At 68.9% G+C, this 24,760-nt stretch carries 31 protein-coding genes and 1 pseudogene; 13 read left to right on the forward strand and 19 right to left on the reverse strand.

The annotated features are described in order from the left end of the window. Positions 1-11 precede the first annotated feature (11 nt). The gene (locus tag ACTWQN_RS17255; protein WP_443204503.1) at positions 12-1,052 is read right to left on the reverse strand and encodes a DUF1015 family protein; all 1,041 of its coding nucleotides are present in this window, start codon (positions 1,050-1,052) and stop codon (positions 12-14) included. Continuing rightward, the gene (locus ACTWQN_RS17260) at positions 1,049-2,077 is read right to left on the reverse strand and encodes an NAD(P)-dependent oxidoreductase (RefSeq protein ID WP_443204504.1); all 1,029 of its coding nucleotides are present in this window, start codon (positions 2,075-2,077) and stop codon (positions 1,049-1,051) included. The genes ACTWQN_RS17255 and ACTWQN_RS17260 overlap by 4 nt, the downstream gene beginning before the upstream one ends. A gap of 213 nt (positions 2,078-2,290) precedes the next feature. On the opposite strand from ACTWQN_RS17260, the gene ACTWQN_RS17265 reads away from it, so the two are divergent. Next, positions 2,291-2,542, forward strand: a complete 252-nt coding sequence (locus ACTWQN_RS17265) for an SHOCT domain-containing protein (protein WP_443204505.1) — start codon at positions 2,291-2,293, stop codon at positions 2,540-2,542. A 53-nt stretch (positions 2,543-2,595) separates the two neighbouring features. Here ACTWQN_RS17265 and ACTWQN_RS17270 read toward each other — a convergent pair whose 3' ends face one another. Next, a complete protein-coding gene (locus tag ACTWQN_RS17270; RefSeq protein WP_443204506.1) occupies positions 2,596-4,269 on the reverse strand; it encodes a DUF4153 domain-containing protein in 1,674 nt (557 codons plus the stop codon). A 302-nt stretch (positions 4,270-4,571) separates the two neighbouring features. On the opposite strand from ACTWQN_RS17270, the gene ACTWQN_RS17275 reads away from it, so the two are divergent. Next, positions 4,572-4,793 (forward strand): hypothetical protein, encoded by a 222-nt coding sequence (locus tag ACTWQN_RS17275; protein WP_443204507.1) that lies wholly within the window; start codon positions 4,572-4,574, stop codon positions 4,791-4,793. A gap of 8 nt (positions 4,794-4,801) precedes the next feature. Here ACTWQN_RS17275 and ACTWQN_RS17280 read toward each other — a convergent pair whose 3' ends face one another. Then, positions 4,802-5,113, reverse strand: coding sequence for a hypothetical protein (locus ACTWQN_RS17280; protein WP_443204508.1), 312 nt, complete (start codon positions 5,111-5,113; stop codon positions 4,802-4,804). Positions 5,114-5,344: 231 nt separating this feature from the next. Here ACTWQN_RS17280 and ACTWQN_RS17285 point away from each other — a divergent pair, with 231 nt between their 5' ends. Then, positions 5,345-5,653, forward strand: a complete 309-nt coding sequence (locus ACTWQN_RS17285) for a hypothetical protein (protein WP_443204509.1) — start codon at positions 5,345-5,347, stop codon at positions 5,651-5,653. 28 nt (positions 5,654-5,681) lie between these two features. Here the strand turns inward: ACTWQN_RS17285 and ACTWQN_RS17290 are convergent, their stop codons facing one another. After that, complete coding sequence (locus ACTWQN_RS17290) at positions 5,682-6,407, reverse strand: FadR/GntR family transcriptional regulator (protein WP_443204510.1); 726 nt, start codon at positions 6,405-6,407, stop codon at positions 5,682-5,684. Between the two features lie 88 nt (positions 6,408-6,495). Continuing rightward, the gene (locus ACTWQN_RS17295) at positions 6,496-7,302 is read right to left on the reverse strand and encodes a LacI family DNA-binding transcriptional regulator (protein ID WP_443204511.1); all 807 of its coding nucleotides are present in this window, start codon (positions 7,300-7,302) and stop codon (positions 6,496-6,498) included. A gap of 4 nt (positions 7,303-7,306) precedes the next feature. Between ACTWQN_RS17295 and ACTWQN_RS17300 the strand changes: the two genes are divergently transcribed. The 3 genes from ACTWQN_RS17300 to ACTWQN_RS17310 all read left to right on the forward strand — a co-directional run bounded on the left by ACTWQN_RS17300 (position 7,307) and on the right by ACTWQN_RS17310 (position 9,658). Then, positions 7,307-7,720 carry a type 2 periplasmic-binding domain-containing protein gene (locus tag ACTWQN_RS17300; protein WP_443204512.1) on the forward strand — a complete coding sequence of 138 codons (414 nt, stop codon included), beginning with the start codon at positions 7,307-7,309 and terminating at the stop codon, positions 7,718-7,720. Positions 7,721-7,871: 151 nt separating this feature from the next. Further along, a complete protein-coding gene (locus ACTWQN_RS17305) occupies positions 7,872-9,293 on the forward strand; it encodes a Na+/H+ antiporter NhaC family protein (protein WP_443204513.1) in 1,422 nt (473 codons plus the stop codon). Between the two features lie 92 nt (positions 9,294-9,385). Further along, positions 9,386-9,658, forward strand: coding sequence for a GlsB/YeaQ/YmgE family stress response membrane protein (locus ACTWQN_RS17310; RefSeq protein ID WP_443204514.1), 273 nt, complete (start codon positions 9,386-9,388; stop codon positions 9,656-9,658). Here ACTWQN_RS17310 and ACTWQN_RS17315 read toward each other — a convergent pair whose 3' ends face one another. Both ACTWQN_RS17315 and ACTWQN_RS17320 read right to left on the reverse strand, forming a co-directional pair. Further along, positions 9,659-10,468, reverse strand: coding sequence for an SAM-dependent methyltransferase (locus ACTWQN_RS17315; protein ID WP_443204515.1), 810 nt, complete (start codon positions 10,466-10,468; stop codon positions 9,659-9,661). A gap of 82 nt (positions 10,469-10,550) precedes the next feature. Next, entirely contained in the window at positions 10,551-11,810 is a 1,260-nt protein-coding gene (locus tag ACTWQN_RS17320; RefSeq protein ID WP_443204516.1) for a multidrug effflux MFS transporter, read from the reverse strand. A gap of 458 nt (positions 11,811-12,268) precedes the next feature. Between ACTWQN_RS17320 and ACTWQN_RS17325 the strand changes: the two genes are divergently transcribed. Further along, entirely contained in the window at positions 12,269-12,550 is a 282-nt protein-coding gene (locus ACTWQN_RS17325; protein ID WP_443204517.1) for a metal-sensitive transcriptional regulator, read from the forward strand. An 84-nt stretch (positions 12,551-12,634) separates the two neighbouring features. Here the strand turns inward: ACTWQN_RS17325 and ACTWQN_RS17330 are convergent, their stop codons facing one another. The 4 genes from ACTWQN_RS17330 to ACTWQN_RS17345 all read right to left on the reverse strand — a co-directional run bounded on the left by ACTWQN_RS17330 (position 12,635) and on the right by ACTWQN_RS17345 (position 14,297). Further along, a complete protein-coding gene (locus ACTWQN_RS17330; protein ID WP_443204518.1) occupies positions 12,635-13,249 on the reverse strand; it encodes a DUF305 domain-containing protein in 615 nt (204 codons plus the stop codon). An 82-nt stretch (positions 13,250-13,331) separates the two neighbouring features. Further along, positions 13,332-13,691: a DUF6153 family protein gene (locus ACTWQN_RS17335; RefSeq protein ID WP_443204519.1), complete on the reverse strand. Its 360-nt coding sequence runs from the start codon at positions 13,689-13,691 to the stop codon at positions 13,332-13,334. 25 nt (positions 13,692-13,716) lie between these two features. Continuing rightward, positions 13,717-13,998 carry a metal-sensitive transcriptional regulator gene (locus ACTWQN_RS17340; protein ID WP_443204520.1) on the reverse strand — a complete coding sequence of 94 codons (282 nt, stop codon included), beginning with the start codon at positions 13,996-13,998 and terminating at the stop codon, positions 13,717-13,719. 68 nt (positions 13,999-14,066) lie between these two features. Beyond that, entirely contained in the window at positions 14,067-14,297 is a 231-nt protein-coding gene (locus tag ACTWQN_RS17345; protein ID WP_443204521.1) for a hypothetical protein, read from the reverse strand. Positions 14,298-14,409: 112 nt separating this feature from the next. On the opposite strand from ACTWQN_RS17345, the gene ACTWQN_RS17350 reads away from it, so the two are divergent. Further along, positions 14,410-14,625, forward strand: coding sequence for a nucleotidyltransferase family protein (locus ACTWQN_RS17350; RefSeq protein ID WP_443204522.1), 216 nt, complete (start codon positions 14,410-14,412; stop codon positions 14,623-14,625). A gap of 153 nt (positions 14,626-14,778) precedes the next feature. Here the strand turns inward: ACTWQN_RS17350 and ACTWQN_RS17355 are convergent, their stop codons facing one another. After that, the gene (locus tag ACTWQN_RS17355) at positions 14,779-15,378 is read right to left on the reverse strand and encodes an RraA family protein (protein ID WP_443204523.1); all 600 of its coding nucleotides are present in this window, start codon (positions 15,376-15,378) and stop codon (positions 14,779-14,781) included. A 232-nt stretch (positions 15,379-15,610) separates the two neighbouring features. On the opposite strand from ACTWQN_RS17355, the gene ACTWQN_RS17360 reads away from it, so the two are divergent. Continuing rightward, positions 15,611-16,633: a PQQ-dependent sugar dehydrogenase gene (locus ACTWQN_RS17360; protein WP_443204524.1), complete on the forward strand. Its 1,023-nt coding sequence runs from the start codon at positions 15,611-15,613 to the stop codon at positions 16,631-16,633. Between the two features lie 62 nt (positions 16,634-16,695). On the opposite strand, the gene ACTWQN_RS17365 is transcribed toward ACTWQN_RS17360, so the two are convergent. Next, positions 16,696-16,788, reverse strand: a complete 93-nt coding sequence (locus tag ACTWQN_RS17365) for a Gfo/Idh/MocA family oxidoreductase (protein ID WP_443204525.1) — start codon at positions 16,786-16,788, stop codon at positions 16,696-16,698. A gap of 296 nt (positions 16,789-17,084) precedes the next feature. On the opposite strand from ACTWQN_RS17365, the gene ACTWQN_RS17370 reads away from it, so the two are divergent. After that, positions 17,085-17,873 (forward strand): sugar phosphate isomerase/epimerase family protein, encoded by a 789-nt coding sequence (locus ACTWQN_RS17370; protein ID WP_443204526.1) that lies wholly within the window; start codon positions 17,085-17,087, stop codon positions 17,871-17,873. A gap of 43 nt (positions 17,874-17,916) precedes the next feature. Beyond that, positions 17,917-18,042, forward strand: a pseudogene (locus ACTWQN_RS17375) (lipopolysaccharide assembly protein LapA domain-containing protein); the annotation flags it as partial. A gap of 43 nt (positions 18,043-18,085) precedes the next feature. On the opposite strand, the gene ACTWQN_RS17380 reads toward ACTWQN_RS17375, so the two are convergent. Genes ACTWQN_RS17380 through ACTWQN_RS17395 form a run of 4 tightly spaced genes read right to left on the reverse strand, consistent with a single transcriptional unit; the run spans position 18,086 to position 20,150 of the window. After that, positions 18,086-18,253 (reverse strand): SDR family oxidoreductase, encoded by a 168-nt coding sequence (locus tag ACTWQN_RS17380; RefSeq protein ID WP_443204556.1) that lies wholly within the window; start codon positions 18,251-18,253, stop codon positions 18,086-18,088. A gap of 59 nt (positions 18,254-18,312) precedes the next feature. Next, positions 18,313-19,116, reverse strand: coding sequence for an IclR family transcriptional regulator (locus tag ACTWQN_RS17385; protein WP_443204527.1), 804 nt, complete (start codon positions 19,114-19,116; stop codon positions 18,313-18,315). Between the two features lie 58 nt (positions 19,117-19,174). Then, a complete protein-coding gene (locus ACTWQN_RS17390; protein ID WP_443204528.1) occupies positions 19,175-19,969 on the reverse strand; it encodes an NAD-dependent epimerase/dehydratase family protein in 795 nt (264 codons plus the stop codon). 19 nt (positions 19,970-19,988) lie between these two features. Continuing rightward, positions 19,989-20,150: a hypothetical protein gene (locus ACTWQN_RS17395; RefSeq protein WP_443204529.1), complete on the reverse strand. Its 162-nt coding sequence runs from the start codon at positions 20,148-20,150 to the stop codon at positions 19,989-19,991. A gap of 143 nt (positions 20,151-20,293) precedes the next feature. Here ACTWQN_RS17395 and ACTWQN_RS17400 point away from each other — a divergent pair, with 143 nt between their 5' ends. Both ACTWQN_RS17400 and ACTWQN_RS17405 read left to right on the forward strand, forming a co-directional pair. Then, positions 20,294-21,790, forward strand: a complete 1,497-nt coding sequence (locus ACTWQN_RS17400; RefSeq protein WP_443204530.1) for a sodium:solute symporter family protein — start codon at positions 20,294-20,296, stop codon at positions 21,788-21,790. A 1-nt stretch (position 21,791) separates the two neighbouring features. Further along, entirely contained in the window at positions 21,792-22,949 is a 1,158-nt protein-coding gene (locus tag ACTWQN_RS17405; protein ID WP_443204531.1) for a hypothetical protein, read from the forward strand. Between the two features lie 110 nt (positions 22,950-23,059). Here the strand turns inward: ACTWQN_RS17405 and ACTWQN_RS17410 are convergent, their stop codons facing one another. After that, positions 23,060-23,899 carry a polysaccharide lyase gene (locus ACTWQN_RS17410; RefSeq protein WP_443204532.1) on the reverse strand — a complete coding sequence of 280 codons (840 nt, stop codon included), beginning with the start codon at positions 23,897-23,899 and terminating at the stop codon, positions 23,060-23,062. Positions 23,900-24,760 lie beyond the last annotated feature (861 nt).

The raw sequence follows: 24,760 nt of genomic DNA on the forward strand, positions 1-24,760 counted from the left end.
CTACCAGCACACTAGCTCCAGCTGAGGGGACGGCGGAACAGGTCGGGGTTCGGCTTCGGGTCGAACCAGGTCGACTTCGGCGGCATCAGCAGACCCGCGTCCGATGTGGTCATCACCTCATCGATGGTGGGCGGATGCGCGATCAGGCGGATCCCGGTTTCGCCCTCGCACCAGCAGTTTTCCATCGACTGGTACCGGTCGGAGGCGGTCGGGACCTCGTGGTCGACGAGGTCGCGCAGCTTCGGCAGCAGATCTTCGTCGATGGCGAAGGCGTCCAGCCTCGCGCCCGGTTCGCGGTGGGTGCGCAGCGACAGCCGGTACCACCGGGTACCAAGTCCCACCGCCGCGACACCTGGTTCGGTCTCCGCTGCGCTGGATTCTTCGATGCGCGCCGTCACGGGTTGTGCGGCCAGCCGGGCGAGCACGTCCTCGGGGGAGGTCCCCGCCGCCATCGCGAAGCAGCGGTGGTAGGCCAGGATGCGCATCTCGTCGCTCGGGAACAGCGCCGCCAGGGTGAAGGCGCTGGGGTGGTGCCCGCCGAGTTGCCGTCGGCGCTCGGCGTAGCGCTCGGCGGCCCGCATCCGGTGGTGACCGTCGGCGATGTAGAGCGTGCTGATGCGGCTGAACTCGTGTCCGAGCGCGTGCGCCAGCTCTGCGGTGTGCCGGATCCAGATGGAGTGGGTGACGCCCTCGCTGGTCAGCCGAACGTCCGGTGTTCCGGCGGTGATCTCGGCGAGCCGGAGGCGCAGATGTCCTTTGTGGACGAGCATCACCGGCATCTGCTCGACTCCGGTGGTCTCGGCCAGCTCGTCGAGTTGGCGCACCCGGTCGGGTTGGGTGGCTTCGTGGCCGCGGATCCGGCCGGACCGGTAGTCGTCGATCGACACCTCGACCACCACTCCGGTTTGCCGGTGCGGTCCGATCTCCAGCCGGTACACCACGAGTGCGCGGTCGGCGCGGTGACCGTTGATCAGCACTCGCGGCGGCCGTGCGGTGATCCCCGCGCCACCGTGTTGTTCCGGCGCGTCCGGCCGGATCGGCGGGGCGTTCACGAGTGGTCGCCGGAATGCGTTGCGGGCCGCGGGGATCGCATCTGGTCGCAGTTGACCCCCTGATTGCAGTTAACGCAGTGCAGCACGGTGCCCGACTCGAAGGCTTCGACCATGCGCACCACTTCGGCGGCGACCGACTGCTGGGCCTGCTCGGTGGAGGCGCCGATGTGGTGGGTGCCGTAGACGCCCGGATGCTTGGCCAGGCGAGACCCGATGGTCCCGGTGCCGGTCGCTGGCTCGTCGGCGAAGACGTCCAGACCAGCCCGAATTCCCTTGCTCTCCATCGCCTCGATGAGCGCGTCCTCGTCGATGAGCTCGCCTCGCGAGGTGTTGATGAGGATCGTGCCCGGCCGCACGTGGGCGAGCAGGTCGGCATCGACCAGGTGCCGGGTGGTGTCGGTGGCGGGCAGGTGCAGGGACAGGACGTCGCAGGTCTGCGCGAGCGCGGTCAGGTCCTCGACGAAGCGCACGCCGATCGTTCGAGCGCGCTCCAGGGTCCGCGGGCTGCGATCCGGTTTCGCGACGGCGTACACCTCGGTGCCGAATGCGGCGGCTCGCTCGGCGAACGCGAGCCCGATCCGGCCCAAACCGATGACGCCGATCCGCCGTCCGAGGATGCCGCGTGCGCGGGAGTAGCGCTTCTTGTCCCAGTGCCCGGCGCGCAGGTCGGTGACGTTGTCGCAGATGTTGCGGTCCAGCGCGAGCAGCAGCCCGAAGGCGAGTTCGGCGACCGCGATCGCGTTGCGGCCGGGGACGTTGCAGACGCAGATCCCCAGGCGGGACGCGGCTTCGCGGTCGATCGTGTTGGTGCCGGATCCGGCCCGGATGACCATCCGCAGCGCGTCGGCGGCTTCGAGCACCGACGCCGGGACCTCGGTGCTGCGCACGACCAGGACGGCGCGGCCGGTGAGCCGGTCGGCGAGCTGGTCGGTGGTGGTCTCCGGCCGGTAGTCGCAGTCGTGACCGCGTTCGGCCAGCTCGGCCAGGTAAGTCGCGGGAAAGGCGTCGGCGAGGAGGATCCGCATCGGCAACTCCCAACGTGCACAGCGATGTTGCTCATAGCGCATCCCTTTGCGCATGGCGCAATGGTGGCTGCCGCTGCGGAAGGACGTCAACACCCGGCCTGCCCGCTACGCCCCGCGCGGTAGTTCAAGTGTCGCCCGCCGACCGACGACATGGGCACCCGTCGAGCCGAAGCTGGACCGGCAAGCAGCCCAGCGGCTTCGGAGGTAGCAGCGATGTTGACCGAGTTCTTGGCCCAGTGGGGTCCCAACCCCGGCTGGCCCGGACCGCACGGCGGCCCGGGGTGGCTGATCGGGTTGTTCTTCCTGGTGTTGATCGCCGCACTGATCGGCACGGTGATCTGGTTGGCGGTTCGGGGCAGGCCGCGCTCCGGCGTCGGGCGGGCGAAAGAAGTCCTCGCCGAGCGCTACGCCCGAGGCGAGCTCAGTTCCGAGGAGTACCGCGAGCGGCTCGGCGAACTGGGCTGACCGCGGTGGCCCGCCGGAAGTGGATTTCCGGCGGGCGAGTCCGCTTCGGCGACTCAGCGCTGCGCTGCGGCCAACTGGTGGGAGAGGTTCCAGGAGCGCCAGGTCATGTCGTCGAGACCGTAGGTGATCTCGGTGATGATGTCCCCGCGTTGCGGATCCGGCAGGTTGCGCAGGGCGGGGAGCGCGTCGGTGGACAACCCCTTGAGGTACCAGTCGTCGAGTTTGCCGGTTGCCTGGAAGCGGGCGATGTTGCGTTCGGCGATCAGCCCCTCGGGGTTGATCGCCGCCAGCGCCAGCAGCGCCGCCATGGCCGTGCCGACGACCGCCGTGGGCAGCCAGTTCGCCCGCAGGCGGACACCGGCGGCGATGACCAGCAGGTACACCACGCCCAGCCACAGCTCGCAGCACATCACCAGCAGGCGCATCACGGTGTAGCCGTAGGCGTCCTGGTAGGTCCACATGCGGATCAGCGCGGAGACCACGATCAGCAGCGTCAGCACCGCGAGCACGCCGACCAGCCCGCGCAGCAGATTGCGGTCGAACCTGGTGTTCTTGGGTGCCCAGCGCGCCGCGGCGCCGATGATCGGCAGGGTGAGGATCGTGACCACCATCAACTGCCAGAAACCGCTGCGCGCGTAGTCCGCGTAGGTCAGGCGTTCGGTGTGCTGCACGTGCTGGTCGCCGCCGAACATCGGGGTGCTCTGCACCGCGATGAACGCCGCGAACAGCAGCACCAGCAGGCCGATCGGCAGCGCCCATTCGAGTCGGCGCAGGGTCTTGACCTCGGTGGTCCGCTCCGCCACTTCCGGCGGCCGGAGCAACGTGAACGCGGCGCCGAGCGCGGCGAAGCCGAAGAAGGCGAACACGAGCGTCCAGCGGAAGAAGGTTTCCTCGTCGAGGCTGGGCAGCACGGTGGAGACCAGGTTGGCGAAGTTGTCGTCCGCACCGGCGAACAGCGCGCCGAAGACGACCAGCAGCAGCAGCGCGACCACGAGGGAGGCGACCAGCCGCAGTCCGCCCTTGCCCGGCGCGTGCTGCCGCACCCCTCGCACCGTCCATGGCAGGGCGCGGAACGCCGCCACCTCGATCGCGATGGCGGCGATCATGAAGGCCCGCACGCTGCGCCCGCCGGAGACCGCGAGCATTCCGGCGACCGCTGCGGTCAGCACGCACAACGTGATGAGCCAGCCGGCCGCGCGGAAGGCGCACACGGCCAGCAGCAGCAGCGCCACTGAAGCCCAACACAACTGTCCGATGTGGACCTTCTTCTCGGCCTTGCGCCCCACCAGGAACAGGCCCGCAGCGGTGGTCAACCCGACCAAAGGCCAGCCGATTCCAGGGCTGTCCAGCGGCAGGAAGACCGCGGCAGCGGCACCGCCGATCAGCGCCGCCAGCAACGCCACCGGTGCCCCGGAAAGACCCGGCCTGGGCCAGAAGTCGTCGAACATCGGCGGCACCGGCTGCGGCAACGGATATCCACCTCCGGCGGGCCAGGGCTGCGGCGCGATCGGGGCCATCGGTACCGGTGGGGACTGCATCGGCTGCATCGGGGGCAACGTCGCCGCTGCGCCGACGGGGATCGCCTTGGGCTCGGTGTCCGGCGTGCTCTCGGAATGCTCGGCAGGCTCCGGCGACTCGATCGCCACCGGCTCGGCGGTGGCTTCGGGTGTCACCTCCCGCCCGGCTGGGTCAGCTGGCTGCGGCGCCTGGCTCGGCTTGTCGGACATGATCCTCCATCGGTGCGATCTCACTCCTCCGTAGGACGCGCGGCAGGCGAAGTGGTTCACCGAATATCCGAATTTTTCCCAGATTCTCGGCCGGGAGTGTTCGGCGGAAAATTTCCAACATATCCCCGTTTGGGGGAGGAAATCGTCGTCGTAGGCCGCTATCTTGGGATCAGGTGCGCACGTAAGAGCCGATCGGCGACTTCCTCGACCTGGTTCGGGGATTTACAACTGGGGGCGAGAGGTCAGAGGCACGCCATACCGCGAGTCTCTGACCCCTCGATTGACCACGGGAGTGGTCTGGAATGGATCTGGTCACGAGGTGCAGCGATCTCCCGTACGAGCAACTGTGCGAGGAGATCCGAATTTTCGGGCGGGCGCGCAAGGAAGCCCTGGGCAGGGGCGCGACCGCCGACGCGGAAGTAGCCGAGTCGGTGCTCGACTGGTTCCTCGACGAATTGGCCGACCGGCTTCGCGGCGATGTCAGTCGCGAGCCCCGGCCGCGGGGTGAGCCCGTCCCGCAGTAATTCGCTGCTCAGTCGCCGTCGCGGGATGCGGCGTTGAGCCGTGAGCCGGGTGCGGCCAGCTGGCCGCGGGCGGTTACCAGGGCGGTGCGGGCGTCGTCGGCGCTGCCGTGGGCGAGGTGTTCGGCGGCGGTGCGGACTGCGCTCGCGGCGTCAGCGGTGATCCTGATCTGGGGGTGCTGGTCGAGCAGGTCGACCGCGCGGGCCAACTCGCGGTTGGCCCGGTCAGCGGGGGTGTGCCGCGCGGTGAGTAAGTCGATCAGGGCTGTGTCCACCGCGTCGCGCAGCGCTGCCTCGGTCGAGGTGTGCGGTCGTGCAGTCACGAGCCGGAAGTCTAGGCGCTGCAAGGAAGGTTTTTCGCCGCCGAACATCACCCACATGGTTGGTCCTTGGTCGGTGGGATGGCGCCATGAACTGCGGTGTCACCGATCTTGCGGTGCTGGGTGGGTGGCCGACCGGGTGCGGAACCGGCAGCATCAGCGAAACGCACGGTGTTTCGTCGTGGTGGTATTCCAGGACGTGAGTCGGGATGACGCAGGCGGGGAGCCGCTGCCGTGGATGGTGCCGTGGAGAAGTCGCTGGAAGTCGATCCCGCCGACCGGAGTGTCCGTCGGCTGTTGCAGGTCGCGAATCTGCCGTGGGCGCCGGATGAAGCGAGCGGTTGGCGGGATGCCCGGTCCCGCAGGTGTGCGGTGAACCTGGCGATGCTGCGCGCCCCGCTCGACGGCGTCGATCTGGACAGCCGCGATCACGCGATGCTGACCTGGCTCGCCGATCACGATGCCGATGTCGTGGCCGCGGTGCGCAGCCTGCTGGCGCGCGCCCGCGCGGCGCACCCGTTGCGCGAATCCGATTCGCTTTGATCCCGCGAGGACATTCGCATCGGCCTGATCAGCCGCGCATCCCATCGCCTTCGGCACGTTCGGCCAGGCGCCGCATGGCGGTGGCGCGGGCCGAGTGCACGTGGTGCAGAGCGGCTTGGCGGGCCGCTTCGGGGTCTCCGGCGAGCAGCGCGTCGAGGATCCGTTGGTGGTCCTCGCGAGCCTTCTCCACCCGGCCGGGCACCATCAGCGTGGTCTGCATGCCCTCGTGCAGGATGTCCTGGAGAACGCCGAGCGTCTGCTGGAGGAACTTGTTGCCCGCGGCCTCCACGATGGCCAGGTGGAACGCCGCGTCGAGCTGTTGCAGCCGGTCGAAGTCGCGCGGCACCTGCTCAGCGGCCTCCTGCATGGCCCGCAACACGTCCGAAACCCGTTGCAGCGCCTCGGTGTCCTGGCGCTCGGCGGCCCAGCCCGCGGCCGGTACTTCGAGCACCTCGCGCATCGCGAACAGCTCGCTTATCGAGTGCCGCTGGGTGGCCAGGGCCTCGCGGAGTTCGCGGGCCGTCTCGGGTTCGGCGATGAACACGCCGCGGCCGTGCTGCACCCGGACCACGCCCCTGGCCTTGAGCGCACCGATCGCTTCGCGCACCGTTGGTCGGCTCACCCCGAGCAGTTCGGCGAACTCGCGCTCCGGTGGCAGCCGGTCGCCGGGGGCGAACCGGCCCGAGTCGATGGCCTGCGTGATCTGCTGCTCGACCTGGTTGGCCACCGAGCCCGGCGTCAGCCGCTCCCACATTCCGCTTCCACCTCCGACCAGCGCACGGTCATATCGTCTGACCACGGAGTTTAAGTCACTCGGAAGAGTTAAGTAGCTCCGCTCAGGCTCACCGCTCGGCGGTGGAGCCGCGCACGACCAGCTCGGGGGCGAGTTCGTCGATGATCTCGTGCTGCGGCGGGCCGCCTTCGAGTTGCCGGAGGATCGCCGCGACCGAGCGCCGCCCCAGTTCGCGCAGCGGCAGCCGGACCACGGTCAGCGGCGGGGAGAGGTGGGTGGCGAAGAAGACGTCGTGCACGGCCACGATCGACAGGTCCTCCGGAATCCGCAGGCCCGCTTCCCGCGCCGCCGTCATCGCGCCCACCGCCGCCAGCACGTTGCTGACCACGATGGCGGTTGGTGGCCCGTCCGCCGCGAGCAGGCGGTGCAGCGCCGCCGCGCCTTCCTCGGGGGTGTGCCCGCCGCGCAGTTGCGGGCCATCCGCCAGCCCGGCCTCGTGCAGCGCGCGCCGCCAGCCCCGGACGCGGGCCTCGGACCGGGCTTTCGGGGCACCGAGCTTGAGGTGTGCGATCGCGGTGTGCCCCAGCTCGACGAGATGCCGCGTCGCCAGGTAGGTCGCGGCGTCGTCGTCCAGTGCCACGCTGCCGACCGCACCGCGCGTGCGGTCGTTTACCAGGACCAACGGCAGCCGGGTGGCGGCGATCTTGGCGATGGTCGCATCAGCGGTGCTGCTGCCGCGCTGCAACAGCAGTCCGTCGATGCGCTTGCCGCGCACGAGGCGTTCGAAGGTCTGATCGCTGCGGGCCAGCTCCTCGGCGTCGGCGAGCAGCAGGGCGTATCCGGAGGCGCTGGCTTCCTGCTGGGCGCCGACCAGGATGTCGCTGTACACCGGGTTGCTGGTGTCGTGCACCGCCATCCCGATGATGCCCGATTCGGCGCGGCGCAACGCCCGATCGCTGTTCGGCGGCGCGGGCCTGGCGATCTCGGCGACCAGCGAGCAAACCCACGCCGCGGCCGAGTTCTTGGCGCACGTCGGCAGCGCCGAATGCCAGCGCGGCGAATACGTCCGGGCGGGTGGCCAGCCCGGCAACCGGGCGGCGTGGACCGATCCGGACGTGGACGCGGCGGCGGGCGGATTCTTCTCGGCGACGCAGCGAACGGTGGAGCGCGCCTTCATGCGGCCCCGGGACGCCGGATACCCGGTGGCGCACCGCAGAGTTGCCGAGGCGGTCCACCCGATGGTCCGGCGCGGGGCGACGGCGCGGGAAATCGTGCGCCGCTGCAACGAGATCTGCGCGGCGACGTACGCGGAGCTCGTCCCGGCGACGCGCTAGGCAGCGGAACCGTTCGCGGTGCTCCTGGACGAATCCGCCGACACCCTGCATGATCTGCGTACCGGGCATGATCTGCGTACCGGGCATGATCTGCACCGGAGCGCGTCGTCCGGCGTTCCACAGTCCTGTCAGCACCACCGAAAGCAGCCCCATGACCACTGTGGACAGTTCCGCCGTCGACGCCCCGACCGGCCGGTCCCGAGCCAGGACTCTGATCACCGCCGCCGCTGCCATCACCGGGCTTGCGCTGTCCGCAGTGGTGGGCCCTTTCGCGCAGGCCCCGACGTTGTGGGGGCTGGTGCCGATCGTGCTCTACGCGGTGCTCGCGCTGGTCGGCATGGACATCCTGGTAGCCACGGTGGTCGCGGTGATCTCCGCACTGCTGATCATGCTGCCCACCCCGGCGCAGATCGGTGACCTGCTCGGCGAGTCGCTCGGCGACCAGGTCACCGTGATCGGTCTGGTGATCATGCTCGGTGCCGGAGTCGGCGAGATCCTGCGCGCCACCGGCATCGCGGCCACCATCGTGCGCGCCGTGATGCGGGTGGTCGGTGAACGCAACCGCACCGCCGTGACGCTCGGGGTGATGATCTCCTGCCTGGTCCTCGTCGCCAGTCTCGGCACGCTGGCCGGTGCGCTGGCGATCGCCGCACCGCTGCTGCTTCCCGTGGTCGCCAGGCTCGGTTTCACCCGTTCCGCGACGGCCTCGATGATGTTCATCGGCGGCTGCGCGGGTCTCGCGCTCGCACCGTTCGCCGGTTCCAACGTCGCGATCATGAGCGCCGCCGAGGTCGGCTACCCGCAGTACCTCCTCTACGGCGCGGGGCCGTTGGCGGTGCTGTCGCTGATCGCCGGTCTGTTCCTGGTGCCGTGGATGCAGCGGCGCACCGAGGGGACGGCCGATCACTACGACGCCGCCGATCTCGGTGCCGCCGACGAGAAACCGGTGGCGGGCAGCACCCGCGCGACCGTGGCGTTCGGCATCGCCCTGCTAACCAGCGTCGGCTACGCCGTCATTTCCGGGGCGGGCACCACGTTTCCGCTGTTTGCACTGCCGGTGTTGGGCATCGTGGCCGGACTGGCGGGTGGGCTCAGCCCGACCCGGATCGCCGCTGGGATGTACGCGGGCGCGGCCCGGTTGGTGCACATCTTCCTGCTGTTCTGGCTGCTGGCCGTGCTGTTCGTCGAAATCGACGCGCTGCAGCCCTTCCAGGTCGTGCTCGACACCTACGGCACCAGCATGCGGGGCCTGTCGCCGTTCGTGTTCGCACTGGTCATCGCCGCCCTCGGTTGGGTCGGTGTGCCAGGTGCGACCGCCGCGCAGGTGGTGTTGCTGGACAAGGTCTTCGGCGGTTTGGCGGCCAGCGTCGGGATCGGTGCGGGCGCCTGGGTCGTGGTCCTGCTGTTCGCGTCGAAGGCTGACACCTACGGCCCGTTCCCGAACGCCAACATGGTCGGCGCGATGAGCCTGGCGCGGTCCACCAACCTGAAGAACACCCTGCTGACCGGCTTCGCACTACTCGTCCCGTGCTGCCTGATGTACGCAACGATCCTCTTCTTCGAAACCCGCTAGTCCAGACCCGCAGCCGATCAGCGCACCAGCCACCGGTGAAATGCCGGGTACGCTGAACGCAAGAGATCTCCGATCGAGACAGGGTGGCAGCGGTGTTCTTCACAATCCTCGGCTGGATCGTCTTCGGCCTGATCGCCGGCTTCATCGCCCGAGCCTTGGTCCCCGGCCGGGACGACATCGGACTGATCCGGACGATCCTGCTGGGCATCGCGGGTTCGGTGGTCGGCGGCTTCCTGTTCGGCCTGCTCACGGTGGGCATCCGCAGCTTCGAACCGGCGGGCTGGATCGGTTCGGTCATCGGCGCGGTGATCGTGCTGGTGATCTACAACAAGATCACCGGCCGCAAGCGCAGAATCCGCTCCTGATCAGACCTTGCGGCCGACACCGGCGAGGCCGGTGATCCGCTCGGGCCGCTCCGCGACGTCGGCCGACGCGACGGGCCGCCACAGCGGCAGGTGCACGACGCCGGGCTCGACCAGTTCGAACCCTTCGAAGAACCCGGTGACGGCGGCGCGCGACCGCAGGGTCATCGGCGTGGTGGTGCGCTGCCGGTAGAGCTCGGCGTGGGGATGGGCGACGTCGGGCCGCCCTTCGTCGGTGGCGTGCGAGATGACCAGGAAACTGCCGGGTGCCAGCGCATCCCGGTACCGGGCGACGATCGCACCCGGCCGATTCGCGTCGCCGACGAAATGCAGCACCGCGACCATCATCAGCGCCACCGGCTGGCTCAGGTCCAGCAGTTCGGTGACCTCCGGCGCCGCCAGCACCTGGTCCGGTTCGCGCAGGTCGGCTCGGACGATCGCGACGTCCGGGTTGTCCCCCAGGAGCTTTCTGCTGTAGGCCACGGCGACCGGGTCGGTGTCCACGTAGACGACCGGGGTGCCAGGTGCCGCCTGCTGGGCGACCTCGTGCACGTTGCCGACGGTCGGGATGCCCGAGCCGAGGTCGAGGAACTGCCGGATGCCCTGTTCGGTGCAGTACTGCACGGCCCGGCGCAGGAAGGCGCGGTTGGCCTGCATGATCAGCGGGAGTTCCGGCCACATCCGGATGGCTTCGTCGCCCATCTGCCGGTCGATGGCGAAGTTGTGGTTGCCGCCGAGGTAGTAGTCGTAGACCCGGGCCGCGTTGGGCTTGTCCAGATCCAGGTTCTCTGGTTCGGGCGGTCGCTCGGGCATCCGCGCCTCCCTCAGGGCTGGGTGGTGCATGACCACCCAGCCCCGATGCTAGTCCCGGCCATCGCGCCGCGTCCCGTGGAAATCACACCGCGGGCTCGCTGGCCCGGTCGATCTTGACCACCACGCCGAGGGCCAGCAGGGCGACTGCCGCGCCACCGGTCATGGTGATCGCCATCGCCGGTCCGTCGTTGCCGAGCACACCGACCAGCGGTGCGATCAGCGCGCCGAGACCGAACTGCCCGGCGCCCAGCAGCGCGGCCGCGGTTCCGGCGGCTTCGCCGTGCCGGGACAGCGCGAGCGCCGGGGCGTTGGGCAGTACGAAGCCCATCGCGCCCAGCACCAGCCACAACGGGACGATGAAGCCGAACAGGCCGCCGGTCTCGGTGGTGGTCAGGACGGTCAGCACCAGCCCGGCGGCCGTGGCCGCTACCAGCGCGCCGATGACGATCTGCTTCGGCGTGTACCGGTTGAGCAGCACGACGTTGAACTGCGACGCTCCGATGAGCGCGATCGCGCCGACGCCGAAGACCAGCCCGAACGCCTGCTGGTTGAGGCCGAACTGCTCCTGCAGCACGAACGACGAGCCGGAGATGTAGGAGAACAGCGCCGACATCGCCAGCGCCGCCACGATCGCCAGCAGCACGAAGTCGCGGTCGGTGATCAGGTCCCGGTACATCCGCAGCACCGGCCGGAATTCCGCGGCCTGGCGGCGTTCGGGCGGCAGCGATTCCTTCAGCGCGAAGATCGCGACGACCAGCAGGATCGCGCCGAGGATCGCCAGCGCGGCGAACACCCCGCGCCACGACCCGGCCAGCAGCAACGCGCCGCCCAGCGTCGGGGCGAGGATCGGCGCCACGCCCATCACCAGCATCAGCCGGGACAGCGCGGTGGCCGCGGCGCGCCCGCTGAACAGGTCGCGGACCACGGCCAACGCCACGACCATGGTGGCCGCCGCGCCCACGCCCTGCAGCGTGCGCAGGGTGCCCAGCACCGCGATGTTCGGCGCGATGAGGCAGGCCAGCGATGCCACGATGTGCACGGCGGTACCCGCGATCAGCGGAATTCGCCGACCGACGATGTCGGAGAACGGGCCGATCAACAGCTGGCCCAAGCCTAGTCCGATCAGCGTCCCGGTCAGGGTCAGCTGCACGTTGGAATCGGAGGCATGCAGGTCGTTGCCGATCGCCGGCAACGCGGGCAGGTACATGTCGATGGTCAGGGGTCCGAGGGCGATGAGCGCCCCCAGCACGAGGATCACCCGGATTCGGTCGAATCCGGTCGGCTCATCGGCCACCGACTGCGCACGATGTGCCGGTGGACTGTGCACCGCAACGTTGTCCATCGTTACCTTTCGAATTCGCCGCGGGTGGCGGCAGAAACTGACTCTGGGCATCAGCGATCGGCTCGATCGTTTTGTTCCCGGCGGCGTGGTGATTCTGCTGTGATGCGAGCTACATCGGTGCGCCTTGGCGGAAACTCGCTGGCCCGGACCGGGTTGCGCATGCAATACGTTAACACTGCTAAATATCCACTGTGGACAAAGGGCGGTGTTTCGGAGAAATGTCAAATCAATTTAGCCGAATCGTCTTCCGGCGGAAAAGAAGCCGTGCGTCCGAATGGATCACCGTGCTTCTCGGGCGAAAACCGCCGCTTGGATTTCGCCGAGCGGCACGAGCAGTCCGAGCAGAATAGTGCCGTGCACTCCCGCGATTCGCCAAGGCCGGTTCGCTGGTCGACGGGCCCGTTGCCCTACCGGTCATGAGTACTCTTGAGCGGGCTGGCCGGTGATGGGAGCGGGAGATGCACGGATACACCCAGGACAAGGACAACTACCTCAAGCGCCTGGCACGCATCGAAGGGCAGATCCGCGGGTTGGCCCGGATGATCGAGGAGGACAAGTACTGCATCGACATCCTCACCCAGATCTCCGCTGCTACCAAGGGACTGCAGGCGGTGTCGCTGCGGCTGCTGGACGAGCACCTCAAGCACTGCGTGGCCGAAGCCCTGGCCGAGGGCGGCAAGAACGCCGACGACAAGGTCCGAGAGGCCAGCGAAGCCATCGCCCGGCTCGTCAAATCCTGAAATGAGACCCTGAAATGAGACGAGGTGAGGGGCACCCGTGCCCCAGTTACCCGGTCACGGGTGCCCCTCGCCGTTCATCCGCGGTCAGCCCTGGGGGAGCAGGCCGCGCATCGTGTTGATCTCGGCCTGCTGGGAGTCGATGATCCGTTGAGCCAGTTGCTTCGCCGCCGGGAACTGGCCGCTGCTCACCTCGGTCTGCGCCATCGCGATCGCGCCCTCGTGGTGCCTGATCATCAGCGACAGGAACTGCCGGTCGAACTCCGCACCCCGAGCCTGGTCGAGCTGCTGCCTCTCCTCATCCGACATCATCCCGCCGTGATCCATGCCGCCGTGATCCATACCGGGCATGGTGGACTCCCCGACGCCCCAGTCGCGCAGCCAGCCGGAGAGCGTCTCGATCTCCGGGCCCTGCGCGGCCTCGATCTCCCGGGCCAGGTTCTTGACCTGCTCGGACTGGGCGCGCTCCGGCGCCAGCCGAGCCATCTCGATCGCCTGCTGGTGGTGCGGGATCATGCCCTGCGCGAAGGTCACGTCGGCCGCGTTGTGCGCGGCCGGGCTGCCGCTCTCCGGCTGGGCCGCGCTGGTCGGCGCCGCGTGGCCGGGCATGTTGCTCATGTCCTCACCGCCGCCGCAGGCGGCCAGCACGGCTGTTGCCGCGACCGCGCCGATCGCGACGATGAGCATGCGAGTGCGTTTCATGGTCTTCCTCGTCCTTCGTGAGCTGAATCAAGACATGGCGGAGCCAGCCGCGGCATCGAGACCGCGGCCGGTCAGCTGTCCATCAGCGACGAAGCACGCACAACGCGGCGAGGCGACGGGGTACCGGAGCAGGCGGTCGGAGCTGGTCGAGCGCCGTGCGCGCGAGCAACCTGGGTGGCTCGGCCAATGCGCTGGCGATGCGGCGCAGCAGCGGGAGCAGCAACAAGACGAACCCGGCGGCGATCGCCAGGCACAGGTGCAGCAGGCCGTGATCCGGCATCGTGGGTGGCGCGCTGTGCTCGGCCGCCATCGCGGCGTGCGTCGCGACCGCCGCGGGCGGATGGGCCTGGTCGTGCTGCGCTGGTACGTGGTGCATCAACACCACGCACAGGGCGAGGACCACCAGCAGCCCCCACCGGATCAGCTCCGACCGAGCGCGCACGGGTACCACGATACCGAGACCGGGGTCAGGACTTGACCAGGCGCGCGATCGCGTCGCTGGCCTCGCGGATCTTCTCGTCGGCCTGCCCGCCGCCCTCGGTCAGCGCCTCGGACACGCAGTGCTTGAGGTGCTCGTCGAGCAGTCCGAGGGCGACCGCTTGCAGCGCCTTGGTGGTGGCCGACACCTGGGTGAGCACGTCGATGCAGTACTCGTCGTTGTCGATCATCCGCGCCAGCCCGCGCACCTGGCCTTCGATCCGGCGCAGTCGCTTGGCGTAGTCGTCCTTGTTGTGCGTGTAGCCGTGCATCGAATCCTCCCCGGATGCTCGCACCACCCGCATTTATACCCCAGGGGGGTAATTTCGGCAAACCGCGCTCACAGGAACCCGCCGGGCGTGACCTGCTCCTTCGCCGACTTCGGGTCCTTCTGCTCGGCGCGCCGCAACCACAGGACCCCACCGAGCTGCACCAGCGCGGCGCCGCCGGTCAGCACGGCCGCGATGACCGCGAACGACGGCCAGCCGTAGACGACGCCCAGGACGACGGCGGCCGCGAAGAACAGCGCCGTGCGCACCAGCAACACGGTGAGCCGACTCTTGTTGATCACTCCCGGACACCTCCCCGCAGACCTTCGCCACCGAAGTGTAAGCGGCCCGCTGAACTCGCTGAACAACACCAGCGCCGTCCAGCAGTTGGCGGACAGCCGAGGAGCGCACAACGTGCGGGTCTTCGGCAGTGTTGCGCGGGGCCAGGACGCCACGGCCAGCGATATCGATCTGCTCGTCGATCTCGATGAGGGAGTTGGCCTCGTGTCGTTGGCCGGATTGCAGCGGGAACTCGCCGAGTTGCTGGGTGTGGATGTCGACGTCGTGCCGTCTTCGTCGCTGAAACCGGCGATTCGTGACGAAGTACTCGCAGAAGCGATCGAACTATGAGCCGCCGCGACGATCAACGGCTGGCGGACATCCTCGCCGCTGCTGCGGCCATTGCGGATCACATGCGCCTGCGGTTGAACGGCTTCTTGCTCACCTTGCGGCCCAGGGGGACGTGAGGTGAATTCCGCCGGTGATTGGAGTCTGGTCGTCGGGTCAGTTGGGTTCGGTTAGGGATCGGGCGATTCGGTTGCGTTCGAGTTCTTCGTGGGCGGACTGGCGTTCCGCTGCCGCTACGACGTCCGCCGCCTGGTCGGCGGCCACCACCGCGACGCCGTCGGCGTCACCGACCAGGTAGTCGCCGGGGGCGACGACCACGCCGCCGACGGCTATCGGCCGGTCCAGGTAGCCGGGGCCGAACTTGTACGGGCCCGCCGGGGTCACCGCGCGGGCGAACACCGGGAGGTCGAGGTGCTGGAGCGCGGGCACGTCGCGAACCGCGCCGTCGATCACGATTCCGGCGCAGCCGCGGGCTTTGGCGCGCCCGGCGACGAGTTCGCCGACCAGCGCGCGGGACACGTCGCCGCCACCGGCGACCGCCAGCACCTCGCCGGGTTGGATCGTCGCGACGGCGTGGTGCACCCAGAGGTTGTCGCCGGATCGCGTCAGCACGGTGCGGGCTCGACCGGCGAGCACCGCACCCGGCCACATCGTGCGAATGCCCGAGTCGCACACGTTCAGGCGCTGCATCGCGTCGGAGATGTTGGCGACGGGCAGCCTCGCCAGTCGATGGACCAGGATGTCGGTGTTGTCCAACGGAATTCTCCTCCACGCCGGAATTCGACAAGCACCTGATCATGTTGCGCGCACCGCGTCGGGCCGGGGGACCGGATTCACCGGGATGGGCCCCGAACGTCGGTGCGGATGCATCCTGGCGGCGGTACGGGAGGGGGTTTTGCCGTGTTTGGATCGTTCGTGGTGATCCGCCGCCTCACCACCTGCACACCGACGCCGCTGTCGTCGGCGTCCGCGATGGAAGGAGGCTGCGATGATCCGTCGCACCAGTGCGATCGTCGCCTGTGCCGCAGCACTGACACTGGTGTTACCCCCGACCGCCTCGGCAGCCGAGGCGACCCCGGTCGCCACCGGGCTGGACATCCCCTGGGGTCTGACGTTCCTGCCGGATTCCTCGGCGCTGTTCACCCAACGCGACACCGGGCAGATCATGTCCCTGAAAGACGGACAGGTCACCGAGGTGCAGCGGATCGAGGACTCCCAGCCCACCGACGGCGAAGGCGGCCTGATGGGGCTCGCCGCCTCACCGAACTTCGCGTCCGACCAGACGGTGTTCATCTTCTACAGCACCGTCGAGGACAACCGGATCGCCAAGGTACGTCTCGGCGAGGCACCGCAACCGATCCTGACCGGCATCGCGAAGAACCAGTACCACAACGGCGGTCGACTGGCCTTCGGCCCGGACGGCATGCTCTACGCCACCACCGGCGACGCGCAGGATCCGGACAGTTCGCAGGACGTCAACTCGCTCAACGGCAAGATCCTGCGCATGACCCCGGAAGGCGCGCCCGCGCCGGGCAATCCGTTCGGGGATTCGCTGGTCTACTCGATGGGCCACCGCAATCCGCAGGGCCTGGCCTGGGACGGCGCGGGTCGGCTGTTCTCGGCGGAACTGGGGCAGAACACCTGGGACGAGGTCAACCGGATCGAGGGCGGCAAGAACTACGGTTGGCCGGTGTGCGAGGGCCAGTGCGGCGACGCCCAGTTCGTGGACCCGCTGGTCACCTGGCCGACCGCGGAGGCCTCGCCCAGCGGCCTGGCCATCCACCAGGGCGCGGTCTACGTCGCGGCGCTGCGCGGCCAGCGGTTGTGGCAGATCCCGCTGAACGACGACGGCACGCTCGGGCAGCCGACGGCGTTGTTCCAGGGGGAGTTCGGCCGACTGCGCACCGTCCTCCCGGCCCCGGACGGCACCCTGTGGGTCACCACGTCCAATCAGGACAACAACGGCGTGCCCAGCCCGGACGACGACCGCATCCTCAGCGTCACCTTCTGAGCGCACGATCGGGTGAGGTGTGAAGGGCACCTTTCGCCAACTATGTTGGTAAAAGGTGCCCTTCACTCCACCATCTGCTGGCCCTCGACGGCGTTGCGCGCGAGCGGTTTCTCGCTCAACACGTGCAGGCCGCGCTTGAGGGCGGCGATGGCCACGATCTCGACGTTGCGGCGTGAGACGGATCACATGGTCAGCGCTGTGGTTGTGGCGTGTCAAGACATCTCGTTCATCAGGCCGCAGATGCCGTCCGGGGACAGCACTTTCGCGATCGCCGCACCGGCGAGCCCGGCTGAGCTCGAATGACCGCTCGATCAATGACCGAGAAGAAAATCAACCACAGCTCTTGCTGACCTAAAACCGGCGATCTAGCTTTGATTGCGGCGAAAATCGGGCGTGAGACACCCGAAACTCCTGACCCGCCACTGATCGTCGGCTGACACCGGGAGATCCCTTGGCCACGCTTTCCGTCCAGCTCTACAGCGTCCGCGAACAGCTCGCCGCCGATCAGGCAGGCACCCTCGCGCGGCTGGCCGAGATCGGCTTCCGCTACGTCGAACCGTTCGGCCTCGGCTCCCCGGACCGGTCGATCGCGGACCGCCTGGCCGCGGCCCGGTCGCTGCGCGCCGGACTCGACGCGGCGGGCCTGTCGGTCTCGGCCGTGCACACCGCGCTGCCGGGCGATGTGGTGGAACTGGCCGAAGAATGCGTGATCCTCGGCGCCGACACGGCATTCATCCCGCATCCCCGCCTGGTCGCCGGTTTCGGCGAAGACACCTTCGCCGATCCGGCGGAGGTCGACGCGTTGGCCGACACGCTCGGCGCCGCTGCCCGGGAAGTGGCCGCCGACCTGCGCCTGGGCTACCACAACCACTGGTTCGAATGGGCCGAAATGCCCGACGGAAGCACCGGATACGACCGCTTCTGGACCCGTGTCGGGGACGATCTCATCGCGGAACTCGACATCTACTGGGCGGTGGCGGCGGGCGCCGACCCGGCGGCCGTGCTGGCGACCTTGGGCACCCGAACCGTCGCGGTGCACCTCAAAGACGGCCCGGCCGAACGCGGGGCGCCGCAGACCCCGATCGGCACCGGCAAGGTCGACAACCCCGAAGCGCTCCGCAACGCCAAGGGAATCCGCTGGCACGTAGCCGAGATCGATACCACCGAACTGGACCCGTTCGAACTCCTCGCCACCAACGCCAACACCCTGGTAGCCGAAGGCCGCACCCGCTGGGCCTAGCGGTCGTGATGGTCGCTGGATCGGGGGATGGGTCGGCGTGCGCGTGCCGCTGGGCGTGGCGATGCTCTTCGCGGTGCTCGCGGGTGCCCTGCTGGTCGCACTCGTTGGTACCGCGCGGATTCTGCAACTCCGCCGCTCCGCCAAGCACCAGGTGCGCAAGCCGAAGTAGTGCGACCCCCCAGAACCGAAGCGGTCCGATTGGAACGGGCGCGTCACTGCGCGGTGAAGCCGCCGTCGATGGACAGCCCCGCACCGGTGATGAAGCTCGCCTCGTCGCTGAGCAGGAACGCCGCGAACGCCGCGGTCTCCGCCGGTTTCGAGATCCGCCCCATCGGGTGCAGACCGGCGATCTGCGCTTCGCTTTCCGGGGTGGCTCCAATGCTTGCGACGAAAGAGGATCAAGTCTGGCGGGTATCGGCCGTCGCGTTGCGGGCGGCCGTCAGCGGATGCCTTCGCGGCGCAGGCGGTGGGCCAGTTCGGCGGTGACCTCGGTGAGCAGTTCGCCCGCTTTCCTGGCCTTCGCGTCGCTGGTCTGCTCGATCGGCATGGAGCAGCTGATCGCGTCGGTACCGGGGATCCGGTAGGGCACCACGGCGGCCACGCAGCGGATGCCGAGCGTGCCTTCCTCGATCTCGGCGGCGTAGCCGCGCTCGCGGGCCATCGCGCACGCCTGGTGGATCTTCTCCAGCGACACCAGCGTGTTCGGGGTGAGCGCGGCCAGCGGATCGGGCAGCAGTTCGGCGACTTCCTCGCGGGTGAGTTCGGCCAGCAGCGCCTTGCCCAGCGCGGTGGCGTGCGCGGGCAGCGTGCGGCCGATCTTGGAACTCAGGTAGGTCGAGTTCTCCGATTCGCGGGTTTCCAGGTAGATGACCTGGTTGCCGACCAGGCGGGCGTAGTGCGTGGTGAAGCCGGTCTTCTCCCGGAGTTCTTCCAGTGCTTCGGTGGCGAACCGGATCGCCGGGTCGCGATCGAGGTAGGCGGTGCCGCAGATCAGTGCGCGGACGCCGAGCCGGTAGCGGGTGTTGCTGGTGTCGGCCTCCAACCAGCCCGCGTCCAGCAGGGTGCGCAGCAGCCCGTGCAGGCTGGAGCGGGGGAAGCCGGTCCGGGCGTGCAGGTCGGACAGCGACAGCCAGGAGGGGTGTGCGGCGAAGGTCTCGACCAGGTCGATCGCGCGGCGGGCGGACTTCACCCCGGCGGCCTCGGTTGCGCCGCCTGCGTTGGGGACGTCTGCCGATCGCGCCATCTGGGTTCCTCCTTCAGGACGCCACGCGTGGTGCCACGATCCTAATCACCTGGTGCGGTCAGTTCGGTTCGCCGAGGGGCGCGGTGGTGAACGGGCCGCCCAGGTGGGGGGACGGCACGCCCGCCTCGACTTCGGCGGCGAACTTCTCCGCGTCGTCCTGGGGTTGGTAGCCGAGATCCTCGGCTTCGGCCAGCGAGCACAGTCGGCGGGTGTTGGCCGACACGCCCCAGATGACCCGGTAACCCGGCGACGGGTGGCTCAGACAGGCCTCGAAGAGCAGGGCCGCGTCATCGGGGGAGAGCCACAGCGACAGGCCGCGCACGTCCGACGGGCGCTCGAAGCAGGAGCCGATGCGGATGCAGATGACGTCGATGCCGAACCGGGAGTGGTACAGGCTGCCGAGCGCCTCGATGGCCGCCTTGCTCACGCCGTAGTAGGTGTCCGGCCGGGCGGGCGAGTCCGCGGGCAGGCCTCCCGGTCCCGCCGCGTCGACCGGGCGGAATCCGGCGGCGTGGTTGCTGGAGGCCAGGATCACCCGGCCCACCCCGGCCTGCCGGATCGCCTCCAGCACGGTGTGCGTGCCGTCCACGTTGACCGCGAGGGTCTGCGTCCAGGAGTTCTCCCGGCTGTGCCCGCCCAGGTGCAGGACCGCGTCGACACCTTCGCAGGCCTCGGCCATCGCGGCCGGATCGGTCAGGTCCGCGGTGATCGTCTCGACCGCCTCGCCCGGCTCGGCCGGGGGCAGCGGGGCGCGGTCGAGCAGCCGCAGGACGCGGCCCTCGCGGCGCAGCCGGGACCGCATCATGGTGCCGATGATGCCCGCCGCGCCGGTGATCAGGATGCGTTGTCGCAAGGTGGATTTCCTTTCGTGGTCAGCGGATTCCGGCTCGGCGCAGGCGTTGGCCGAGTTCGGCGGTGGTGCGCACCAGCAGTTCCGCGGTGCAGGATCGGTGACCGGCGAAGGTTTCCAGCAGTTCGATGGTCCGCCGAGCCGACTTCACCCCGGTCGAATCCACGCCGCTGCGGGTCGGCATGTCGGCTCCTCTCCGGGCACACCCATACGCCGGTTGACACGTGATCGGGATCATACTAGCGTCCTCCGGCAGATTTCGGATAGTCGAATTTATTCACGAATCCACGTTCCGTTCAAGAATATGAACGCGAGAGGGTCGGGCCAGTGCATGCACTCGACTGGACAATGGTGTGCGGTTATTTCGGTTTGATGCTGGTCATCGGCTGGTGGTCGCACCGCAGGGTCAAGACCGACAGGGACTTCTTCATCGCCGGCGGCCGAATGCCGTGGTGGCTGGCCGGGATCTCGCACCACATGTCCGGTTACAGCGCCGTGCTGTTCGTCGCCTACGCCGGTGTCGCCTACACCGACGGCGTCACGGTGTACTTCTGGGGATTCGCCAGCATCGGCATCGGTGTGGCGATCGGATCGTGGCTGTTCGCCGCGCGCTGGAACCGGCTGCGGGCCCGCTTCGGGGTGGCCTCGCCGCTGGAATTCCTCGCCCGGCGCTACAACATCCCCGCCCAGCAGGTGCTGGCCTGGAGCGGTTCCTCGCTGAAGATCTTCGACGTCGCCGCCAAGTGGTTCGCGGTCGCGGTGCTGCTCAACTCCTTCGCCGGGCTGCCGCTGCTGTGGGGCATCATCATCACCGGCACGGTCACCCTGCTGTACTGCACCGCGGGCGGGCTGTGGGCCGACGCGCTGACCGACTTCGGCCAGTTCGTCATCCAGGCGGCGGCCGGGATCGTGATGATCTGGGCGGTGCTGGCCCAACTCGGCGGGATCTCCGCGCTGTGGACGCTGTGGGACCGGCTGCCCGCCGGGCACATCTCACCGGTCACCGGCCAGTACACCACGGTATTCCTGCTGGTGTACGTGCTGGTCAAGACGCTGGAATACAACGGGGGCATGTGGAACCTCGCGCAGCGCTACATGGCCGCGCCGAACTCGCAGGCCGCCCGGCGCGGCGCGGTGCTCTCCTCCGCGCTGTACCTGATCTGGCCGCTGGTGCTGATGTTCCCGATGTTCGCCGCGCCGCTGTTCGTGCCGGGTCTGGAGGACCCGACGACCTCGTACGCCGCGATGACCCAGCAACTGCTGCCGCCGGGGATGATCGGCCTGGTGCTGGCCGGGATGTTCTCCCACACCATGGCCATGGTCGCCTCCGATGCCAACGCGATCTCGTCGGTGATCACCCGCGACATGCTGCCGGTGCTGTGGCGCAAGGCGCGTGACTTCAACGAGTTCCAGCGGCTGCGCACCGGTCGCATCGCCACCTTCAGCTTCATCGTGGTGAGCATGGTGGTGGCCACCCAAGCGCAGCAGCTCGGTGGTGTGCTGTCCATCGTGGTCTCCTGGGTGGCCGCGCTGATGGGGCCGATCTCGGTGCCGCTGCTGCTGGGCATGCTGCCGTGGTTCCGGCGGTGCGGTTCGCGGGCGGCGATCGTGTCGTGGGCTGGCGGGCTGATCACCTACGGCGTGCTCTACTACGGTCTCGACGCCAACCCGACCGCGACGGTGGCCACTCCGATCCTGGTGTCGTTGGCGCTCTACATCGGATTGGGCCTGGTCGCCTCGGAACGCACCCGGGAGATCGACGAGATGCTCGAAGAGCTGGATCGCGAGGCGACGGCGGACGCGCCGGTGGCGAGCAGGGGCTGACATGCACGTGACCGGCTACAGCTACCCGTGGGACGTCGGAGCCGACTTCGTCGACCGGGTCCAGGACCTCGGCGTCGACGAAGTCGCGGTCGCGGTGTCCTACCACAGCGCCCGTGCGGCGACGCCGTGGTCGCCGCACGGCACCAGCGTGGTGGCTCGGCACGCCGCGTTCTACCGGCCGGTGCGGGATTGCTGGGGTGCGCTGCGCCCCGCGGCGCCCGACTGGGTCGACTCGCCGGACAGCGCAGGGGATGCGCTGCGTGCGCTGGCGGCGGCCGGGATCCCGACCGCCGCGTGGCTGGTGTTGACGCACAACTCGTTGCTGGGCACCGAGTTCCCCGAGTTCGCGGTGCGGAACTGCTTCGGGGAGCGCTATCCGTGGGCCCTGTGCCCGGCGCACGAGGCCGTGCGGGAGTTCGCGGTGCGGTTGACCGGGCAAGCGCTGGCCGAACTGGACGTGCGCTCCGTCGTGTTGGAGGCGTGCGGGCAGCTCGGCGCGATCCACCAGCACCAGCACGAGAAGACCGACGCCGTGTGGTCGCCCGCGGCGGCCCGGTTGCTGTCGGTGTGCTGCTGCGCGGCCTGCACCGCCGGTTGGGCGGAGCGCGGCGTGGCCGCGCAGACCGGCCGCGACCTGCTGCGCGGCGAGGTTCGGCGGCTCATCGCCGAAGGCGAGATCGGCACCACCGAGGACCGGCTTCCCCTGGAAGTCCGGGAAGTCCTGCTGGCCGGTCGGCAGGCGACGACCGACCGGCTGCGGCACGCCGTGCGCGAGCAGATCGGCGCGGGTCGCCGGGTGGTGCTGCACGGCAGCACGGATCCGTGGGCCACCGGAGCGCTGCCGGGCTTGACGCCGAGCGCCGCGCAAGAGGTCGACGCCGTCGTGCTGCCCTGCTGGAACCCCGGTGCGGAAACGGTGGCGACGGTGGCCGCGGCGGCCGGGGAACTGCCGGACGCGGTCGACATCGGCGGCTACGTGACCGCCGTCGGGCCTGAGATCGCCGACATCGCGAAGTACGTCCAACAACTCCGCGATGCGGGCGCCGACGAACTGCACCTCTACCACCTCGGGCTGGCCGGGCCCGCCCGTTGGCCCGAGCTGCGCCGAGCCGTCGAACAGGCCCACCAGCCAAGGAAACCGGCGAGACCCGTGTCCTGATCATCGGCTGATCGCCTCGCAATTCCGGGACGGCATCGAAATCCGCCGGTGGAATTGCGTTAAAAAACCGCTGGGGCCGACGGTACCGGCCCCAGCGGATGAGTGCGGAATCAGGTCAGCTTCGCGTCGCCGACCCGGAAATCCCGGAACTGCGCGTGCACGTCCCGGCTCGGTCCCCAAGAAGTGTCGTGACCGCCGAAGAAAGTGGAGAAGAAGATTCCCGAGAACGGGATTCCCGCGATCTGCTCGATGGCCTGCTCGCGCAATACCTCCTGACCGTCGTACCAGACCGTGATGGTTCCGCTGTTGCGGTCCACCGACTGCTCCACGGTGTGCCACTGCCCGTCGTTGCGCCACGACCACGCGCCGAGCCCGACGTCCTTGCCGTAGCCGTCGCCCAGCGACGGGTCGTAGACGTAGACCTCGGCCTGCGGCTGGCCGTCGCGGATGCGCCACATGTACCGGGTGGACCAGGCCTGGCCGTGCTGGCCGCCGCCGGATTCCCCGGGCGGCCCGCCGTAGAGGCCGGGCAGTTTGCCGCCGCGCGCACCGAAGTCCCAGTCGGTCGGGAACCGCACCTGGTAGCTCAGGTGCAGGACCGGTGAGTCGGCCAGGTCGCCCCGGCCGATCGAGCGGAGGTCGGTGAAGAACTGGCCGCCGCCCTCGCTCGGGCAGTCGCCGCAGGACGGCGCCGACGAGCCCTGGCCGTAGAACACGTCGACCTCGTCGCCCTGCGGGCTCATCCGGTCGAAGCCGAAGTTGCCATCGGCGATGTAACCCCAGTTCTGCTGCCAGGAACCGCTGGGGAAGTCGGCGAACCCGCCGGTCCACGGCTCGGCCGCGGTGGGCACCGCGCTCGCGGGTAGCGGGGCCAGCGCCACCAGCGCGGCCAGCGACAGCCCGGCGAGACCGATCAACCGAGTTCGCCGGAGAGCACTTCGTTTCCTCACGTCGTACACCTCGCATCCGACTGCTGCGCGCGGTTTCGCGCGCGTACGTTTCCGATGTCGACCGGGCGGCGGAACGGTCTTGCGCCGGGATAATCCCAACAATTCCGGAGCAGACACCAGAAACGGGCGATCGGTCAAGCCTGGCAACGATTTTGGCTACTTTTTCCGCGACTGCTGTTCAAGAATGTGATCGGGTGCCGCTGATTTCTCCCGGATATGCGCGCTGGGGCAGCTTTTCGGGCCGCCAGACGCCGAACAGCCGCCGTGTGGCCGCCGACCGAGGCCGCACCGCTGGCGGGACTGCCGTGCTGTTACTGGGAATTTACGCCGACCGGTGGTTGCGGCGGACTCGAAGGGTCGGGCCGCTTGGATGCACTGTCGTGAGTGCGCGGGCGGGCTGGAGCCCGCGCCTACCGCACCGATCCAGTCAAGCAACAGGGCCTCTTTGGTGAACTTTCACGGTCAGCACTCGATCTGTGTGGTGTAACGACACGAACGTTCGACTCCGATCACTATCGAGTGATCTTGATCCGATACAGTGCGTTCGCACCAGGGGGACACGGACGTGTCAGCAGGCGGAGTGCGGGCCCCACGGGTGGTCAGGAGCAGGAAGGAGAGCTCTTCCGACATCACTCGGATCGACGAATGCCTGTCAGGCAGCGCAGGAGGTTCCGGCGGCGCCAGGCCGTCCGCTGGGCACTGCGCCATGACATGCATCCGCACGACGTTCAAATCGCCTCGCCCGCGAGCGGGCGAGAACAAACGATGGAAAGTGCGTAGATGTGACAATCCAAAACGAGTCTTCCACTCCCCCTGAAAGGTCGAGGAGACGCCGGGCCAGACCGTCGAACAACTCGATCC

Source organism: Saccharopolyspora antiqui (assembly GCF_052246905.1).
Lineage (GTDB): Bacteria > Actinomycetota > Actinomycetes > Mycobacteriales > Pseudonocardiaceae > Saccharopolyspora.

What these genes read in the sequence shown, in the direction of transcription:
- ACTWQN_RS17265 (WP_443204505.1), top strand. Translation starts at nt 2,291, where the DNA reads ATGTTGACCGAGTTCTTGGCCCAGTGGGGTCCCAACCCCGGCTGGCCC.
- ACTWQN_RS17300 (WP_443204512.1), top strand. Translation starts at nt 7,307, where the DNA reads ATGATGCCCGATTCGGCGCGGCGCAACGCCCGATCGCTGTTCGGCGGC.
- ACTWQN_RS17320 (WP_443204516.1), bottom strand. Translation starts at nt 11,810, where the DNA reads ATGGACAACGTTGCGGTGCACAGTCCACCGGCACATCGTGCGCAGTCG.
- ACTWQN_RS17315 (WP_443204515.1), bottom strand. Translation starts at nt 10,468, where the DNA reads ATGCCCGAGCGACCGCCCGAACCAGAGAACCTGGATCTGGACAAGCCC.
- ACTWQN_RS17385 (WP_443204527.1), bottom strand. Translation starts at nt 19,116, where the DNA reads ATGGCGCGATCGGCAGACGTCCCCAACGCAGGCGGCGCAACCGAGGCC.
- ACTWQN_RS17290 (WP_443204510.1), bottom strand. Translation starts at nt 6,407, where the DNA reads ATGTGGGAGCGGCTGACGCCGGGCTCGGTGGCCAACCAGGTCGAGCAG.
- ACTWQN_RS17270 (WP_443204506.1), bottom strand. Translation starts at nt 4,269, where the DNA reads ATGTCCGACAAGCCGAGCCAGGCGCCGCAGCCAGCTGACCCAGCCGGG.
- ACTWQN_RS17260 (WP_443204504.1), bottom strand. Translation starts at nt 2,077, where the DNA reads ATGCGGATCCTCCTCGCCGACGCCTTTCCCGCGACTTACCTGGCCGAG.
- ACTWQN_RS17330 (WP_443204518.1), bottom strand. Translation starts at nt 13,249, where the DNA reads ATGAAACGCACTCGCATGCTCATCGTCGCGATCGGCGCGGTCGCGGCA.
- ACTWQN_RS17395 (WP_443204529.1), bottom strand. Translation starts at nt 20,150, where the DNA reads ATGCCGACCCGCAGCGGCGTGGATTCGACCGGGGTGAAGTCGGCTCGG.
- ACTWQN_RS17405 (WP_443204531.1), top strand. Translation starts at nt 21,792, where the DNA reads ATGCACGTGACCGGCTACAGCTACCCGTGGGACGTCGGAGCCGACTTC.
- ACTWQN_RS17325 (WP_443204517.1), top strand. Translation starts at nt 12,269, where the DNA reads ATGCACGGATACACCCAGGACAAGGACAACTACCTCAAGCGCCTGGCA.
- ACTWQN_RS17340 (WP_443204520.1), bottom strand. Translation starts at nt 13,998, where the DNA reads ATGCACGGCTACACGCACAACAAGGACGACTACGCCAAGCGACTGCGC.
- ACTWQN_RS17305 (WP_443204513.1), top strand. Translation starts at nt 7,872, where the DNA reads ATGACCACTGTGGACAGTTCCGCCGTCGACGCCCCGACCGGCCGGTCC.
- ACTWQN_RS17360 (WP_443204524.1), top strand. Translation starts at nt 15,611, where the DNA reads ATGATCCGTCGCACCAGTGCGATCGTCGCCTGTGCCGCAGCACTGACA.
- ACTWQN_RS17275 (WP_443204507.1), top strand. Translation starts at nt 4,572, where the DNA reads ATGGATCTGGTCACGAGGTGCAGCGATCTCCCGTACGAGCAACTGTGC.
- ACTWQN_RS17295 (WP_443204511.1), bottom strand. Translation starts at nt 7,302, where the DNA reads ATGGCGGTGCACGACACCAGCAACCCGGTGTACAGCGACATCCTGGTC.